A 14258-nucleotide genomic window follows, 5' to 3' on the forward strand; every position below is an offset into this window, starting at 1 on the left:
ATGCTCGTTGCGCTAGGTGAACTTCATTGTCACGTTTCACATGGAGCAACGCATGAAAATTCTCATCACGGGCGCCGCGGGGTTCATCGGTTTTCACCTCGCCAAGCGCTTCGCCGCCGCCGGAGCGGAAGTCTTCGGCATCGACAATCTCAACGATTACTACTCGGTAGAGTTGAAGAAGGACCGCTTGCGCCAGCTCGAAACAGAGCAGAATTTCCGTTTCGAAGCCGTTGACCTGGCCGACGGCGAATCCCTGAACGAACTCTTCAAGGCCTTCGGGTTCACCCATGTCGTCAACCTGGCGGCCCAGGCCGGAGTACGCTACTCGCTCATCAACCCCAAGTCCTACATAAACTCCAACATCGTCGGCTTCGCCAACCTGCTGGAATGCTGCCGCCACAACGAAGTGCAGCACTTGGTCTACGCCTCGTCGAGTTCCGTCTACGGGCTGAACACGTCCATGCCCTTCTCGGTCCACGACAACGTCGACCACCCCGTCAGTCTCTACGCCGCCAGCAAGAAGTCCAACGAACTCATGGCCCACACCTACAGCTACCTCTATAAACTGCCGACCACGGGCCTACGCTTCTTCACGGTCTACGGGCCGTGGGGCCGGCCCGACATGGCGCTGTACCTCTTCACCAAGGCCATCTGCGACGGCAAGCCCATCAACGTCTTCAATCACGGCAAGATGCGCCGGGACTTCACCTACATCGACGACATCGTCGAAGGGGTGTTTCGCGTCGTGCACCGCATCCCCGAGCCCAACCCCCTGTGGGACGGGAACGCGCCGGACCCGTCCTCCTCGCCCGCCCCGTACAGGCTCTACAACATCGGCAACAACAACACCGTCGAACTGGAGCGGTTCATCACCGTTCTGGAGGACGCGCTCGGCCGCAAGGCCGTGCGCAACTACATGGACCTGCAGCCGGGAGACGTGCCGGCCACGTACGCCAACGTCGACGACCTGATCAAGGATGTCGGGTTCAAGCCGTCAACGACGATAGAGGAAGGAATCGAGCGGTTTATCGCCTGGTACAAGGACTATTACCGCAACTAGTTTCCCGTGAAACAACCGGACCGGGAGGGCGAATCTTTGGCGCAGACAATCGTTTTGGCGAATCAGAAAGGCGGCGTGGGCAAGACGACGACCACCGTGAACCTGGCGGCCTCCCTGGCGGCCATGGAGCGGCGGGTGCTGGTCATCGACTGCGACCCCCAGGCCAACGCGTCGAGCGGGCTCGGGGTCGACGTGAGCGGCGTCAGAATTTCCGTATACCAGGCCCTCTTCGACCCGCGGGCGGCCTCACGGGCCATCATCGGCTCGGACATGGAGTTCCTGAAAATCCTGCCCTCGACGCCGGACCTCGTGGGCGCCGAGATCGAGCTGAGCGGGGAGCGGGACCGGGAGTTCATGCTGCGCGCCGTCGTGCAGAGCGTGGAGAAGGACTTCGACTACATCCTCATCGACTGCCCGCCGTCCCTGGGCCTCATCACCATCAACGCCCTGTGCGCGGCACGGTGGCTGCTCGTGCCCCTGCAGTGCGAGTACTACGCCATGGAAGGCATCGCGCAGCTCATGAAGACATACGGGCTGGTCAAGGAGCGGCTCAACCCGAAGCTGGACATCCTAGGGATTCTGCTGACCATGTTCGACAAACGCAACAAGCTCTCCTTCATGGTCGAACGCGAGGTGCGAGACCACTTCGGAGAGCTTGTCTTCAGCACGTCCATACCGCGGAACGTACGCCTTTCGGAAGCGCCGAGCCATGGCCTTCCGGCCATCCTCTATGACATCCGTTCCCTGGGCACCCAGTCGTACATTTCCCTGGCCCAGGAGATCATCGATTGCCCGAGGCTTCAGCCGCAGGTACAAGACGCGTGAGGCGCGCAGGTGACCGTGACCTTGTCCTTGAAGTGGCGCTTGGTGATGCGGGAACCGCACCCGGCGCACCTGAAGGCCAGCAGGCCGCCCATGTTGGCCGCGGCCAGGGTGAACTTGCGCGGCTCGTCGGCCTGCCAGTCCTCGGTCGAGGCGCCGCAGGTTTCGCAGGCCACGTCCGTGGGGAGGTCGTAGCGGAGGTCCCAGTATTTGACCAGCAGGTCATAGTCGGCCATTGGCTCGATCAGGGGTTTCTCCGAAGGGCAAAGCTTGTCGAGCACGGCGAGGACATGCTTGGATACATGCTGCCACATCTCCTCTTCCAGAAAGACGCCCTGGGGCTGGCCCTTGGCGTCGACGACATATCTGATGGCCGTTTCCTTGTTCACATGGGCTCCTGAGGTTGAAGTTACGAACAGCTTTTCTCTAAATACGAAACGCCCAGGGTCAACGGCCCTGAGGCAAACATCCGCGGGTGGATTATGACTCTCAAGAAACGCGGGCTCGGACGCGGGCTTGATGTACTCATCAAGAGCCGCAATGTCGAACCCGAACATGAAGCCGAAATCGTGAACCTGAACATCGAGGCCCTGAGCCCCAACGTTCACCAGCCCCGCCACCACTTCGACCAGACGGCGTTGGAGGAACTGGCCGCGTCCATCAAGGCCCAGGGCCTAATCCAGCCCATACTGGTGCGGCCGCTGACCGAAGGGAGATACGAGATCGTGGCCGGCGAACGCCGCTGGCGCGCCTGCCAGATGGCCGGCCTCAGGAGCATCGACTGCATCGTCCGCACCATGGACGACTACGAGAGCATGGCCATCGCGCTCATCGAGAACCTCCAGCGCGAGGATCTCAACCCCATGGAGGAAGCCCGGGCCCTGGGACAGATCAAGGAGCATTTCGAGATCACCCAGGAGGAACTGGCGGACAAGGTCGGCAAGAGCCGGCCGGCCGTGACCAACAGCCTGCGCCTCCTGCGTCTGCCGCAGACGGTGCAGACCATGCTGGAGGACGCGGCATTGTCTGCGGGGCACGCCCGCGCCCTGCTCGGCCTGACCGAGGACAAGGACATGGAGGACGTGGCCGCGCTCATCGTCGCCAAGGGGCTCAACGTCCGGGCGACGGAAGAGATGATCAAGAAGTTCAAACAGAAGAAAAGCAGAGGCGCGAACGCGGGGGCTCGCAGAAAGCCGGTCGCCGAGGACATCGCCCGAGTCCTGTCGGGGCTGAACCAGCGGTTTTCCATCAAGCATTCCGGTTCCATGAAAAAGGGAAAGATCGTCCTCTCCTACGCCAGCAGCGAGGAGCGGGAACGGATTGCCGCCTTGCTTGAACGCATGGCCGGGGAGGAGCACGCATGAATCTGGCCTTCAACGCTTCCCGCATGATCGGCGCCCGCGTGCTGATCATCGGGGACATCATGCTCGACCAGTACCAGAAAGGGGTCGTCGAACGCATCTCGCCCGAAGCGCCGGTGCCCATCGTCAAGGTCACGGATCAGAGCTTCAAGATCGGCGGCGCGGGCAACGTGGCGCAGAACGTCGCCACCCTGGGCGGCAAACCGACTCTCATCAGCCTGTGCGGCGAGGACGCCTACGGCCGCAACCTGCGTGAAATCTGCACGGAACTCGGGGTCGAGTGCAGCCTCATCACGTCGCAGTTCCGTGAGACGACCCTCAAGACGCGCATCATCGCCGCCCACCAGCAGATGCTGCGCGTTGACCGTGAAACGGACAGGCCCCTCGACAGCCTCGAATTTTCGAAGCTGACCGAAGCCGTTGACGCCAGGATCGACCAGTTCGACACGGTCATCCTCTCGGACTACGGCAAGGGTGTCATCTCGGAAAAATTCCTGGCCTGGTTCCACGGGCGCAAGAAAACCGGGCAGAAAGTCATCCTCGACCCCAAGACCTGCAACTTCCCGCACTACTCCGGACTGTACGGCATGACGCCCAACACCAAGGAGGCGTCCGAAGGGGCCGAGATGCCCATCAAAACACGCGCGGACATCATCGAGGCAGGAAAGAAGATCATCCGGGAACGCAGCCTGCAGACCCTGGTCATCACCTTGGGAGCAGACGGCATGGCCGTGTTCCTGCCCGGGCTTGGCGTCTTCCATCTGCCGACCATGGCCAAGAAGGTCTTCGACGTGACGGGCGCCGGCGACACGGTCATCGCCGTCATCGCCCTGGGCCTCAGCTCCGGGCTCGACCTGCTGAGCGCGAGCATCCTGGCCAACTGCGCCGCAGGCCTGGTCGTGGGCCAGGTGGGCGCCGTCGGGGTGAGCCAGGAGGAGCTGACCGAGGCCCTCGGGGCCTGGTCTTCGGTCCACCATGAAAAATGGTGCGACCTCGCGGCCGCACCATCTTCGGTGTAAATACCAACCGTGGGGCTACAGGCTGCACTCACCCCCGCAGCATGGCCCTCCCAGACCCGTGTAGGCCGTCAGAATCCGTCTCTCCTTGAGCAGGCGTTCTTCACCCAGGGGCGGGCACGGATGCTTCCCGGCCAGGACCGGCAGGTCACGCCACAAGGGGACGGCGTGAAAGCCGTCGGCAATACGGTCCCCGGTCCTCGACTCCACGAGAACGAGTTCCATGGAATCCGTCACGGCGACCAGAGGAAACGGCGAGGGAAGGTGTATGCGGGCCGCGGCCACGCTTTCGCGGACAAAGGTGCCAACCTCGCCCGGACAGAAGAAAAGGGCCAGCAGAGGCTCTCCGGCCGGGCCGAAAACCGCGAGATCGACAACGGCCGACTGGCTCTCGCCGGCGACCTCGTAAAGCAGCTCATATTTCGGCAGGATACTCTCGCGCGGGTATTTCCTGTCCTCGACCAGCATGCGCGCCAGGGCCTGACGCAGGTCCTCGTAGGTCGTGTCCATGATCTCCCTGCCCGTGAGGTAATCCGTGATGACTCGGTTCAGGCTGACTTCATGCATGCGCACCTCCGGTGTTGCATCTCACTTAATAAGCCTTTCGGCACGACGCGCAAGTCATCACGGCGCGGACGCGTTGACCCGTTTTCGGCCGTGAGGTAGTAACGCCGCAAACCCTGGAAGGTAGCCATGCAGGACCTGTTCTTCCTCAAATGCGTCGACCACATCCACGGAGGCCTGACCAACGGGCTGACGCGCTTTTCGGGTCCGAGCAGGGCGGCCCTCGTGTACGCCATGGACAAGGATGGCCCCGTGCATGTCTACGACCCGCACGAGCTGCTGCGGGGCCACGAACCGCGGCTGCGGGAGCTGTACCTCAAGGAAGGGTTCTGGAAGCAGTGCACGAAGGCCGATCCGTGCGAGGAGGCGATGCACTGCAGAGGCCTCGACCTGACCGGGCTGGTCTCCTACGGCGGCAACTACCGAAACATTTTCCATCAGATGTGGTTCACGGAGCAGCACCCGGACATGTGCTCCACCGGGCCGACGCAGTGCTGGCTGGAATACGCCTGTCGGCTGCTGTCCCAGGACCTGGGTACGCGCAGCATCCTCGACCTTGAGACATCCAGCTACGTCCTGCAGGACTTCGCCACCCACGCCGTACGCGACCACCTCGTCGACATCCGCAACCTGAGCGTCGGACCGGACACGAAGCTGCGCATCTACCCCCTTCTCGACGCGGTCCTGAGCATCTCCAAGACCCAGGAGGAAGGGAAATGGCCCCACGGGGACCTCATCTTCGTGGAGCCCAGCCACATCGACCGGGTGCACTACCTGGCCACTTTCGGGGAGTTCGAGCGGCCGGCCATGAAGGACATCAAGCACATCAGAAAGCTTCTGCAGGCGGTGGAAGGAAACAGGCACAAGCTCGTCAGCGACGGACAGCAGATCGTCGGCATCGGCACGGGCCGCATGCCCGACTTTTCCGTGCTGGCTGAATTCAGGGGGCGGCACGGGTTCATCCGGCTGCAGGACGAAACGGTGTGCAGCTTCGCCGACGGCGGCTACCACTCCTCCACCCGCAAGGCCAACCTGGTGCAGCTGGAAGAGGCGCTGCTCGAACTGAACCTCGACTCGAACAAGATGTACTCCATCATGAAGGCCGTCGGAGCGCTGGTCAGCAGCGCCCAGGAGCGAAAACACGGCTGCGCGCTGGTCTTGGACTACGGGAGCCCCCTGGCCAGCATTTCCGGCCAGCACCTGGAATCACCCCTGGACCTGAAACGGCACATGGACCTGGAGCTGGCCACGGCGCTGGCCAAGGTCGACGGCGCCCTGCACATCGACATGATGTACCTGAAGCTCCACGCCTTCGCCACGCTCCTCGACGGCCGGGCCGTGGCCGGGGAGAACAGGTCCCGCGGCGCGCGCTTCAACTCGGCCCTCAGGTTCACGGCCGACCACGATCAGGTCATCGTGGTCGTGGTCAGCTCCGACCGCCCCATCTCCGTCATCCAGCACGGCACGGAACTCAAGGCCGCCTGCGACTGGGTGCCCAGGTATCAGTGCCTGTCCGAGCCCCCCACTCTCGGGAAATGGATCGAGGACGCCATTTCCTGAAGCCGGTCACGCGTACAGACTGCAGATCAGCAGGCGCAGCGATCGCGCCAGGGCGTCGCATTCCGCGGCGGGAATTTTCTCGCCCCCCTCGCGGATGTGCAGGATGTCCATGGCCTTGTCCTTCTGCGTGGCGATCTTGGCGAAGATGAGGTCGATGCCGAGCCGATAGAGGGAAAGGGACACCGTGGCCAGAAGCCCGGGAACGTCCGGCGCCTGGATGGAAAGGACGGTGTGGAAGTCCGAGGCGTCGTTGTCGAGATGGACGTGCACGAGCTCCGAATCCAGGGCGAAAACCTTCTTTAGACGCGGCGTGACCTGCACGGGCAGCCGGTCGAGTTCGGCTTCGTCGCGGAAAAGGCGTTCGAGGGTGGAATGGCAGGCCCGCACGGTCTCATCGGCGTAGAGCGGATCAAGGGGTTCCGTGACCCAGAACACGTCGACGACGGTCCTGTCGTCCCAGACGCAGAGTTCGGCTGCGAGGACAGACAGCCCGTGCCGGGCGAGGGCGGAACAGACGCGGGCGAAAAGCCCGGGCTTGTCCGTGGAGATGAGGGTCAGGCGAAGGGATTTCGTGTTCGCCTTGTATTCCCATGCCAGATCAAACGGCGCGCTATCCTGACGCTGGGCAAACCTTCGCACGTGATCGATGTGTTCGACGATGCGCCTGGGACTCGTCTGCATCAGATAGCGCGGCGGCATGAGGCCGAGAAAGTGCTCGAACTCGGACACGGAAAGGTGGGCCGGCCGCTGGGCGCGCAGGGAGTCGCGCAGGCGGCTCAGACGGTGGACGCGGTTGTCCTCGGACAGGAAACCGTATTCGAGCACGCGGCGTGTCTTGAAATACGTCTCGCGCAGCAAATTTTCGATCCAGGGGTTCCAGGCCTTGGGTCCCGTGGCCATGGAGTCGGCCCAGGTCAGCAGGGTCAGCAGGCGCAGGCGGCGTAGGTCGCCGAGAATGGCCGCCAGGCCGTGGATGACCGACTCCTCTCCCAGGTCGCGACGCGTGGCCGTATGCACGAGCAGGAGATGGTTTTTGACGAGGAAGGCGCACTCTTCGGCGAAAGGGGCGTCAAAGCCCAGGCGGGCCAGGATGTCACGGGTCACTTCCGCACCCTTGCGGGAGTGGTCGTCCTCGCCCTTGGCGATGTCATGAAGGAAGGCCGCCCAGCGCAGGCACGGCTCTTGGACCAAGGCGGCCAGTTCGTCGCCAAGAAACTCGTGCGCGGCGTCGAAGTAAGCGAGCTGCCTGACTGTTTCGACCAGATGGGGACCGGCCGGCAGCCGGTGATAGGCGTCGAACTGGACGAGATTCTCGATGTCGCCGAACTCGGGCAGGAAGCGGCGCAGGAAGCCCACGTCGAGCATCTGCTCCAGGGCGTGGGGCGCCAACGGTCCGCACAGGATTTCCCCGAACCGGCCGGCGATGCCCCGCGGCCAGTCGCTCTCCGGGGACAGCTCGGCGAGACGGTCCTGGATGATGCGCCGGGTCTGCCAGCCGATGGGCACGCCCGTCTGCGCGCTGTGCCGGAAGAGCTCCAGGATGTTGGCCGGGTCGGACACCAGAACGGAAAAATCAAGCCCCACGTCGGCACCGGCTTCCGCGCTTCCATCGCACAGGGATTGGGCCTTGCCCAGACAGAGGCGGCACAGGAGGCTGATTTCGGACATGACCCTGTGCAGGTCCGACAAGAAGCGCTCCACCCCTCCCCTTCCGTTCGTCGGCCCATATCCGAGAACACTTGCCAGTTCGGGCTGGATTTCGAGGTGCAAGGCGTCGTTCTTTCGCCTGGACAGGCGGTGCAGGGTCGTTCTGACGCGTGAAAGGAAAGCGGCGTCCTGCACCAGAGCATGGCTCTCGGACTCGGACAGGAAGGGCGGATGATCCCCGTTACCGCGCCAGACGGCTTCGAGCCAGTGCATGGTCTGCAGGTCCCGCTGACCTCCCCTGCCTTCTTTCAGGTTCGGGGACAGGAGGTGGGAGGTGTCGCCGAAGCGCAGGTGGCGCGCCTCGTGCCGCCCGGCCAACCAGCGGACCAGCGCAGGGCGAACCGGCAGCACCAGGGCGTCCTGAACGCGCTCCCGGAACCGTTCAAACTCCTCCGCAGTTCCGTAAAGCAGCCTCGCGTCAAGAAGCGAGCACAGGACCTCGTAGTCCGACCCGGCCAGGGCGATGGTTTCGGACACCGTCCTGACCCCATGGCCCACGTCGAAGCCGCTGTCCCAAAGGGGGAGGAACAAGGCGGAGGCCAGGGCCTCCGAATCGGCAGAGGCTGCGCCCTTCTCGCTGGGTTCAGGCAGGCAGAAGAGCAGGTCTATGTCCGAAAAGGGGTAGAGTTCCCCGCGGCCATACCCCCCCAGAGCCAGAAGGAAGAAAGGGCCGACGTCGGGCGCGATGTTCTCGCAGGCCCTGCGGACCCAGGCGTCGACCTGGAGGGAAAACCACGCAGGGGAATGGACCGGGTCCGATTCCCCTGCGCGGTAGGCATCGCGGGCCTGTCGCAATGATTCGATGGTCATGGAGTGAAGGGGCGGGAAAACGTCCCGCCCCGGTGGTTAGAGGGCCGAAACGCCGGACTCGCCGGTGCGGATGCGGATGGCGTTGTCGATGGTCGAGACGAAGATCTTGCCATCGCCGATCTTGCCGGTCTTGGCAGCAGCCTGGATGACGTCGAGGGCCTGGTCGAGGATCTCGTCGTCGATGACGATCTCGATCTTGACCTTGGATACGAAGTCGACCTGATACTCGGCCCCGCGGTACACTTCCTTGTGGCCTCGCTGGCGGCCGAAGCCCTTGACCTCCGTCACGGTCATGCCCTGGATGCCCATGCCCGTCAGGGCTTCCTTGATCTCGTCCAGCTTGTAGGGCCTGGTGATTATTTCCACACGTTTCATGATTCCTCCAAAAGGTTGCCCGTTAGGCCTGATAGGCTGATTCGCTGTGCTGAGAAACGTCCAGACCGGCTTCTTCCTCTTCCTCGGTCACGCGCAGGGGGGTGATGGCTCCGACGATCTTCAGCAGAGCATAGGTCACGATGAAAGAAAAGGCCAAGGTCGCCACCACGGACACGAACTGAATCCAGAGCTGGCCGGGGTTGCCGTAGAAGAGGCCGTCGGCGCCGGCGGCGTTGACCGCCTTGGTGGCGAAGAGGCCCGTGGCCAGCGCACCCCAGATCCCGCCGATGCCGTGGATGCCGACCACGTCGAGACTGTCGTCGTAACCGAAGCGGGATTTGAGGCTCACGCCGAAGTAGCAGAAGATGCCTGCGCCCAGGCCGATGAGCACCGAGGGGATGATGCCGACGAAACCGGCCGCCGGGGTGATGGCCACCAGGCCGGCCACGGCGCCCGAGGCTGCGCCCAGGGTCGTGGGCTTGCCGTGGAGCTTCCATTCCACGAACAGCCAGGCGAGCATGGCCGTAGCCGCCGCCATGTGCGTGGTGACGAAGGCGCTGCCGGCCAGTTCGTTGGCGGCCAAGGCGCTGCCGGCGTTGAAGCCGAACCAGCCGAACCACAGCAGGGCCGTGCCGATCATGGTCATGGGCAGGTTGTGCGGCAGGAAGGAGCGCTTGCCCCAGCCCTTGCGCTTGCCGATGACCAGGGCCGCGGCAAGGGCTGCGCTGGCCGAACTCATGTGCACGACGGCTCCGCCTGCGAAGTCCAGGGCGCCCATCTTGAACATCCAGCCACCGCCCCAGACCCAGTGGCACAGCGGGGCGTACACGAACGTGCACCACAGGACGATGAAGATGAGGAAGGCCGAGAAGCGCATGCGCTCGGCAAAGGCGCCGGTGATGAGTGCCGGGGTGATGATGGCGAACATGCACTGGAAGATCATGAACACCATGTGCGGCAGGTTCGTGGCGATGGACTCGTGGGGCTGCATGCCCACGCCGGACAGGGCCAGGAAGTCCAGCCCGCCGATGAGCCCGTTCAGATCCGAGCCGAAGGACAGTGAATAGCCCCAGAACATCCAGACCAGGGAGATGACGCCGATGGCGGCGAAACTCTGCATCATGGTGCCGAGGGCGTTTTTGGAGCGGGTCATGCCCGCATAGAACAGGGCCAGCCCGGGGGTCATGAACATGACCAGGGCGGCGCAGACGATGATAAAAGCGGTATCTGTCGGATTCACAAAGCACCTCCATTTTTGTCGCAATTGAGCAAGGACGGTGCCAACGAAATAAGTTCTTTTATTCCGGACAAATACAGCGAAGCGAAGACGCTGCGCCGAACCGCGCAGATACAATTTCGTGCAGTCCGCAGGGCCAGATTCCTTTTTTTGTCAAACGGACTTTTGAATATCCAGCTTCAAAATGTAGAAATACACATTTTCGTCGTCGAAGGTAACCCGAAGCGCGACCTGCTCCATGTCCAAACGCAACATGGAAGAAAGAGGCGGCCGAAAATCCGGAAAACCAAAAGACGGGATCGGAAAATTTCCACCACCCGAGCCGGAAATCAATAAAAACCGGGAATGATCCTCGCCGGAGTGAACAATTATGTAATACAAAAATGGAAAATAATATAATGACTCGAAATAATAGCACTAAATTCGCTAACAGCAAACAGATTCCCCGAAAATAGTCTCGTCCGGGTCAATAATTCTATATTTATACATTAATGTGAATTAACTCCCAAATGCCGGGAGAAAACTTGAGAAAAAATTACAAATACCGAATGTCGATTTCGCCCCCAGCAAGGCAAAACCCATAAAACCAGACAGTTAGCCAACATGGCATCCCCCATGCTGTGTGTGGGTATCAACACTCACCCCTCACGGAGGACATCATGTACGAGACAACCACGCAGACATCGCAACTGCTCAGACCGAAAGTCTGGGCTCTGACCCTACTCCTGGCGACCTTTACCCCGACCATGGCTTTCGCCGAAGGCGAGGCCCTTTCCCAGTCCAACGCCAACCTGCTGTGGACCCTGGTCGCGGCCATCCTGGTCATGTTCATGCAGGCCGGTTTCGCTCTGGTAGAAATGGGCTTTGCCCGCGCCAAGAACGCCGGCAACATCCTGATGAAGAACCTGCTCGATTTCGCGGCCGGACAGCCCGCATTTTTCCTGTTGGGCTTTGGCCTCATGTTCGGCCAGGACATTGGCGGCTTCATCGGATCAAGCGGATTCCTCCTCGCCGGGAACGATCCCGCCAGCGATGCGGGCATGTGGAACCTGACGTTCTGGTTCTTCCAATCCGTCTTCGCAGCCACCGCCGCAACCATCATCTCCGGCGGCGTTGCCGAACGGACCAAATTTTCAGCCTATATCATTGTCAGTGTAGTGGTCTCCGCCGTGATCTACCCCATCTCCGGCCACTGGGCCTGGGGCTCCCTCTGGGGCGCGGGGGATCTCGGCAAGGGCTGGCTTGAGACCATGGGCTTCATTGATTTCGCCGGCTCCACCGTGGTCCACTCCGTAGGCGGCTGGATGGCACTGGCTGGCGCACTGGTGATCGGACCGCGCATTGGCAAGTACAGCCCCGACGGAAAGGCCAAGGCCATCCCCGGTCACAACATCCCGATGGCCGGCCTTGGCGTCTTCATCCTCTGGTTCGCATGGTTTGGATTCAACTCAGGCAGCACCACCGCCGTCAACGGCACCATCGGCTACATCGCCGTCAACACCAGCCTGGCCGCCTGCATGGGGGTGCTTGGCGCCATGATCTACGCCTGGATCAAGCACGGCAAGCCGGATACTTCCATGGCCTTGAACGGCGCCCTCGCCGGCCTGGTGGCCGTCACCGCCGGATGTTACGAAGTTTCACCCGTGGGCTCTCTGGCCATCGGTTTCATGGCCGGCATCCTGGTCGTGGTCTCTCTTGAATTCATCGACCAGGTCCTCAAGATCGACGATCCGGTTGGCGCATCCTCCGTGCACGGTGTCTGCGGCATGTTCGGCACCATCATGGTCGGCTTCTTCGCGGCCCCCGGTTACGGTTCGAACATCGGCCTGCTCTACGGCGGCGGCACCGACCTGCTGGTGACCCAGATCATCGGCGCGGCCGCTGTCTTTGCATGGGCCTTCGGCAGCGGCCTTGCTCTCTTCTACATCCTCAAGGTGACCATCGGCATCCGCGTCACTCCAGAAGAAGAGCTCAAGGGTCTCGACATCACCGAACACGGCATGGAGTCCTATAACGGCTTCCAGATCTTCACCAACGAATAAGGGGGAACACCATGAAACTCGTCATCGCATATATCCGGCCCGAGAGCCTGAACGCGGTCAAGCAAGAACTGTACACCAAGAAGATCTACAACATGTCCGTCACCAACGTGCTCGGCAGCGGACGCCAGAAAGGATTTACCGAAACCTACCGCGGCGTGGTCATGGAAGTGAACCTGCTCAAGAAGGTCCGCCTGGAGATTGGAGTCAACGACGATTACGTCGAGCAGGCCGTGGAAGCCATCAGCGCCGGAGCGCGGACAGGCAAGGAAGGGGACGGCGTCATCTTTGTCCTGGAATGCGCGGCCGCAATCCGCATCCGCACCCAGGAGACCGGACCGGCCGCCATGGGCTAGACAACTAACCGGAATGCCGATGAAAAAGGGGAGGTCTGAGGCTTCCCCTTTTTCATTGCAGACAGGCGAAGCCCCCGCCGGACCAGGGGCAGATGCCGCAGGGCACGGTCTGCCCGTAGCAGTCCTTCTCGAAAGTCCCCGGAAAGCCCTGCACGTGGTCGCACGGGGCCACGCTGCAGTCACCGCAGCGAGCGAACTCCTCTTTGCGGGCCTCGTCGCGAAAACGCGTAAAGGGCTCCCCATTCCAGACCGCAACGGGGTCGTCCTGCGGGACCGATCCGAAACGGCGCTGGCGCACGCGTATCTCCTGCCCCGCGGGCCAGGCCGAATAGCTGTGCCAGAGGAAATAGCACGGCGCCAGGGCCCCGTCGCAGGCCACGAACAGGCTCGGCTCGCCGACGAAGGGGCACTCGCGCGGCTCGCGGGCCGAAATCTCCGGCAGGTCCAGGCGCACGCCCCTCTGCCGGGCCATCTCGGCGGCGCGGGCAAAGGACTCGCGCACCCGCTCCATCCTGTCGAAATCAACGCGCATGACGTTGGGCAGGCTGAACTGCAGACCCCGGCGCTGGGCCTCCTCCTTCATGGCCAGGATGATGTCCACCTGGCGTTGCTGCTGCGGTGTGCGGAACACGGCGTAGAAGGCCTGGTACGAGTGCGAGACGTCCAGCCCTTCGGCATCGAAGACCTTTTCCCACTCGTGATAGAAATCCAGGCAGCGCCGGGACACGGACACGTAGAGGCTCTGGTCCGCATCGGCCGGGTTGTAGGGCAGGACGTGGGAAACGATGACAAATTCGGCATCACGGTCCGCGCACCAGGCCACCATGTCCGGCAGCGCGGCATGGGTCTGGGCGTTGACCACGGTCTGGGCGCCCAGGGACAGGGGGCGGGACCCCGGACGTGCGGCGGCTTCGCGCATCATGGCGAAAGCGCGGGCCACGCGGCCGAGCTCCGAGCCCGCCCTGAACCGCCCGAGCTCGTCCGGGTCCGGCGAGTCCACGGAAAAGCAGATGCGGTCGAGGCCTGCGCCCATGAGCCGGTCGGCCAGAAGCGGCGTCAGCAGCATCCCGTTGGACTGGAATCCGATGGAACAGTCCTGCGGAACCCTGGCCCTGGCGAAGGCGATGAACGACGCCAACTCCGGGTGGAGCATGGATTCACCCACACCATTCATGTTCAGGGTGTCGAGGTGGGGAAAAACCGGGTCCAGGGCCTCGAAGGTCCGGCGGTCAATGAGGGCGTCGGCGCACTCCCAGCCGGTCGAGTGCTTGACGCACATGGCGCAGCGCAGGTTGCACAGGGTTGCGAGCTCCACGTAGAGCTTGCGGGGGGCGGATAACGTCGGTTGCAT

13 protein-coding genes are annotated in these 14258 nt (G+C 62.6%); 7 read left to right on the forward strand and 6 right to left on the reverse strand.

The window, feature by feature from the left end:
* Positions 1 to 52 precede the first annotated feature (52 nt).
* Together ACZ5AC_RS15070 and ACZ5AC_RS15075 are read left to right on the forward strand one after the other, a co-directional pair.
* Complete coding sequence (locus ACZ5AC_RS15070) at positions 53 to 1060, forward strand: NAD-dependent epimerase (protein WP_464248391.1); 1008 nt, start codon at positions 53 to 55, stop codon at positions 1058 to 1060.
* Between the two features lie 36 nt (positions 1061 to 1096).
* Positions 1097 to 1885: a ParA family protein gene (locus ACZ5AC_RS15075; protein WP_464248392.1), complete on the forward strand. Its 789-nt coding sequence runs from the start codon at positions 1097 to 1099 to the stop codon at positions 1883 to 1885.
* Here the strand turns inward: ACZ5AC_RS15075 and ACZ5AC_RS15080 are convergent.
* Positions 1861 to 2271, reverse strand: a complete 411-nt coding sequence (locus ACZ5AC_RS15080) for a hypothetical protein (protein WP_464248393.1) — start codon at positions 2269 to 2271, stop codon at positions 1861 to 1863. The two genes, ACZ5AC_RS15075 and ACZ5AC_RS15080, sit on opposite strands and share 25 nt — an antisense overlap.
* Before the next feature lie 93 nt (positions 2272 to 2364).
* Between ACZ5AC_RS15080 and ACZ5AC_RS15085 the strand changes: the two genes are divergently transcribed.
* Together ACZ5AC_RS15085 and ACZ5AC_RS15090 are read left to right on the forward strand one after the other, a co-directional pair.
* Complete coding sequence (locus ACZ5AC_RS15085; protein ID WP_464248394.1) at positions 2365 to 3246, forward strand: ParB/RepB/Spo0J family partition protein; 882 nt, start codon at positions 2365 to 2367, stop codon at positions 3244 to 3246.
* The gene (locus ACZ5AC_RS15090; protein ID WP_464248395.1) at positions 3243 to 4262 is read left to right on the forward strand and encodes a bifunctional heptose 7-phosphate kinase/heptose 1-phosphate adenyltransferase; all 1020 of its coding nucleotides are present in this window, start codon (positions 3243 to 3245) and stop codon (positions 4260 to 4262) included. The genes ACZ5AC_RS15085 and ACZ5AC_RS15090 overlap by 4 nt, the downstream gene beginning before the upstream one ends.
* A 15-nt stretch (positions 4263 to 4277) precedes the next feature.
* On the opposite strand, the gene ACZ5AC_RS15095 is transcribed toward ACZ5AC_RS15090, so the two are convergent.
* Positions 4278 to 4826, reverse strand: coding sequence for a type I restriction enzyme HsdR N-terminal domain-containing protein (locus tag ACZ5AC_RS15095; RefSeq protein WP_464248396.1), 549 nt, complete (start codon positions 4824 to 4826; stop codon positions 4278 to 4280).
* A 126-nt stretch (positions 4827 to 4952) separates the two neighbouring features.
* Between ACZ5AC_RS15095 and ACZ5AC_RS15100 the strand changes: the two genes are divergently transcribed.
* Positions 4953 to 6383, forward strand: coding sequence for a DNA integrity scanning protein DisA nucleotide-binding domain protein (locus ACZ5AC_RS15100; RefSeq protein WP_464248397.1), 1431 nt, complete (start codon positions 4953 to 4955; stop codon positions 6381 to 6383).
* Positions 6384 to 6389: 6 nt separating this feature from the next.
* Here ACZ5AC_RS15100 and ACZ5AC_RS15105 read toward each other — a convergent pair whose 3' ends face one another.
* Genes ACZ5AC_RS15105 through ACZ5AC_RS15115 form a run of 3 tightly spaced genes read right to left on the reverse strand, consistent with a single transcriptional unit; the run spans position 6390 to position 10515 of the window.
* The gene (locus tag ACZ5AC_RS15105; protein ID WP_464248398.1) at positions 6390 to 8900 is read right to left on the reverse strand and encodes a [protein-PII] uridylyltransferase family protein; all 2511 of its coding nucleotides are present in this window, start codon (positions 8898 to 8900) and stop codon (positions 6390 to 6392) included.
* A 36-nt stretch (positions 8901 to 8936) separates the two neighbouring features.
* On the reverse strand, positions 8937 to 9275 hold the full coding sequence (locus tag ACZ5AC_RS15110) for a P-II family nitrogen regulator (protein WP_464248399.1): 339 nt from the start codon (positions 9273 to 9275) through the stop codon (positions 8937 to 8939).
* Positions 9276 to 9297: 22 nt separating this feature from the next.
* Positions 9298 to 10515 carry an ammonium transporter gene (locus ACZ5AC_RS15115; protein ID WP_464248400.1) on the reverse strand — a complete coding sequence of 406 codons (1218 nt, stop codon included), beginning with the start codon at positions 10513 to 10515 and terminating at the stop codon, positions 9298 to 9300.
* Between the two features lie 656 nt (positions 10516 to 11171).
* Between ACZ5AC_RS15115 and ACZ5AC_RS15120 the strand changes: the two genes are divergently transcribed.
* Positions 11172 to 12554: an ammonium transporter gene (locus tag ACZ5AC_RS15120; protein WP_464248401.1), complete on the forward strand. Its 1383-nt coding sequence runs from the start codon at positions 11172 to 11174 to the stop codon at positions 12552 to 12554.
* An 11-nt stretch (positions 12555 to 12565) separates the two neighbouring features.
* Entirely contained in the window at positions 12566 to 12907 is a 342-nt protein-coding gene (locus ACZ5AC_RS15125) for a P-II family nitrogen regulator (protein WP_464248402.1), read from the forward strand.
* Between the two features lie 52 nt (positions 12908 to 12959).
* On the opposite strand, the gene ACZ5AC_RS15130 is transcribed toward ACZ5AC_RS15125, so the two are convergent.
* Entirely contained in the window at positions 12960 to 14258 is a 1299-nt protein-coding gene (locus ACZ5AC_RS15130; protein WP_464248403.1) for a radical SAM/SPASM family putative metalloenzyme maturase, read from the reverse strand.

Source organism: Desulfomicrobium aestuarii, assembly GCF_055385525.1.

Coding starts and splice junctions, on each gene's coding strand:
- ACZ5AC_RS15070 (WP_464248391.1), top strand. CDS start 53: ATGAAAATTCTCATCACGGGCGCCGCGGGGTTCATCGGTTTTCACCTC.
- ACZ5AC_RS15085 (WP_464248394.1), top strand. CDS start 2,365: ATGACTCTCAAGAAACGCGGGCTCGGACGCGGGCTTGATGTACTCATC.
- ACZ5AC_RS15090 (WP_464248395.1), top strand. CDS start 3,243: ATGAATCTGGCCTTCAACGCTTCCCGCATGATCGGCGCCCGCGTGCTG.
- ACZ5AC_RS15095 (WP_464248396.1), bottom strand. CDS start 4,826: ATGCATGAAGTCAGCCTGAACCGAGTCATCACGGATTACCTCACGGGC.
- ACZ5AC_RS15100 (WP_464248397.1), top strand. CDS start 4,953: ATGCAGGACCTGTTCTTCCTCAAATGCGTCGACCACATCCACGGAGGC.
- ACZ5AC_RS15105 (WP_464248398.1), bottom strand. CDS start 8,900: ATGACCATCGAATCATTGCGACAGGCCCGCGATGCCTACCGCGCAGGG.
- ACZ5AC_RS15110 (WP_464248399.1), bottom strand. CDS start 9,275: ATGAAACGTGTGGAAATAATCACCAGGCCCTACAAGCTGGACGAGATC.
- ACZ5AC_RS15120 (WP_464248401.1), top strand. CDS start 11,172: ATGTACGAGACAACCACGCAGACATCGCAACTGCTCAGACCGAAAGTC.
- ACZ5AC_RS15125 (WP_464248402.1), top strand. CDS start 12,566: ATGAAACTCGTCATCGCATATATCCGGCCCGAGAGCCTGAACGCGGTC.
- ACZ5AC_RS15130 (WP_464248403.1), bottom strand. CDS start 14,258: ATGCAACCGACGTTATCCGCCCCCCGCAAGCTCTACGTGGAGCTCGCA.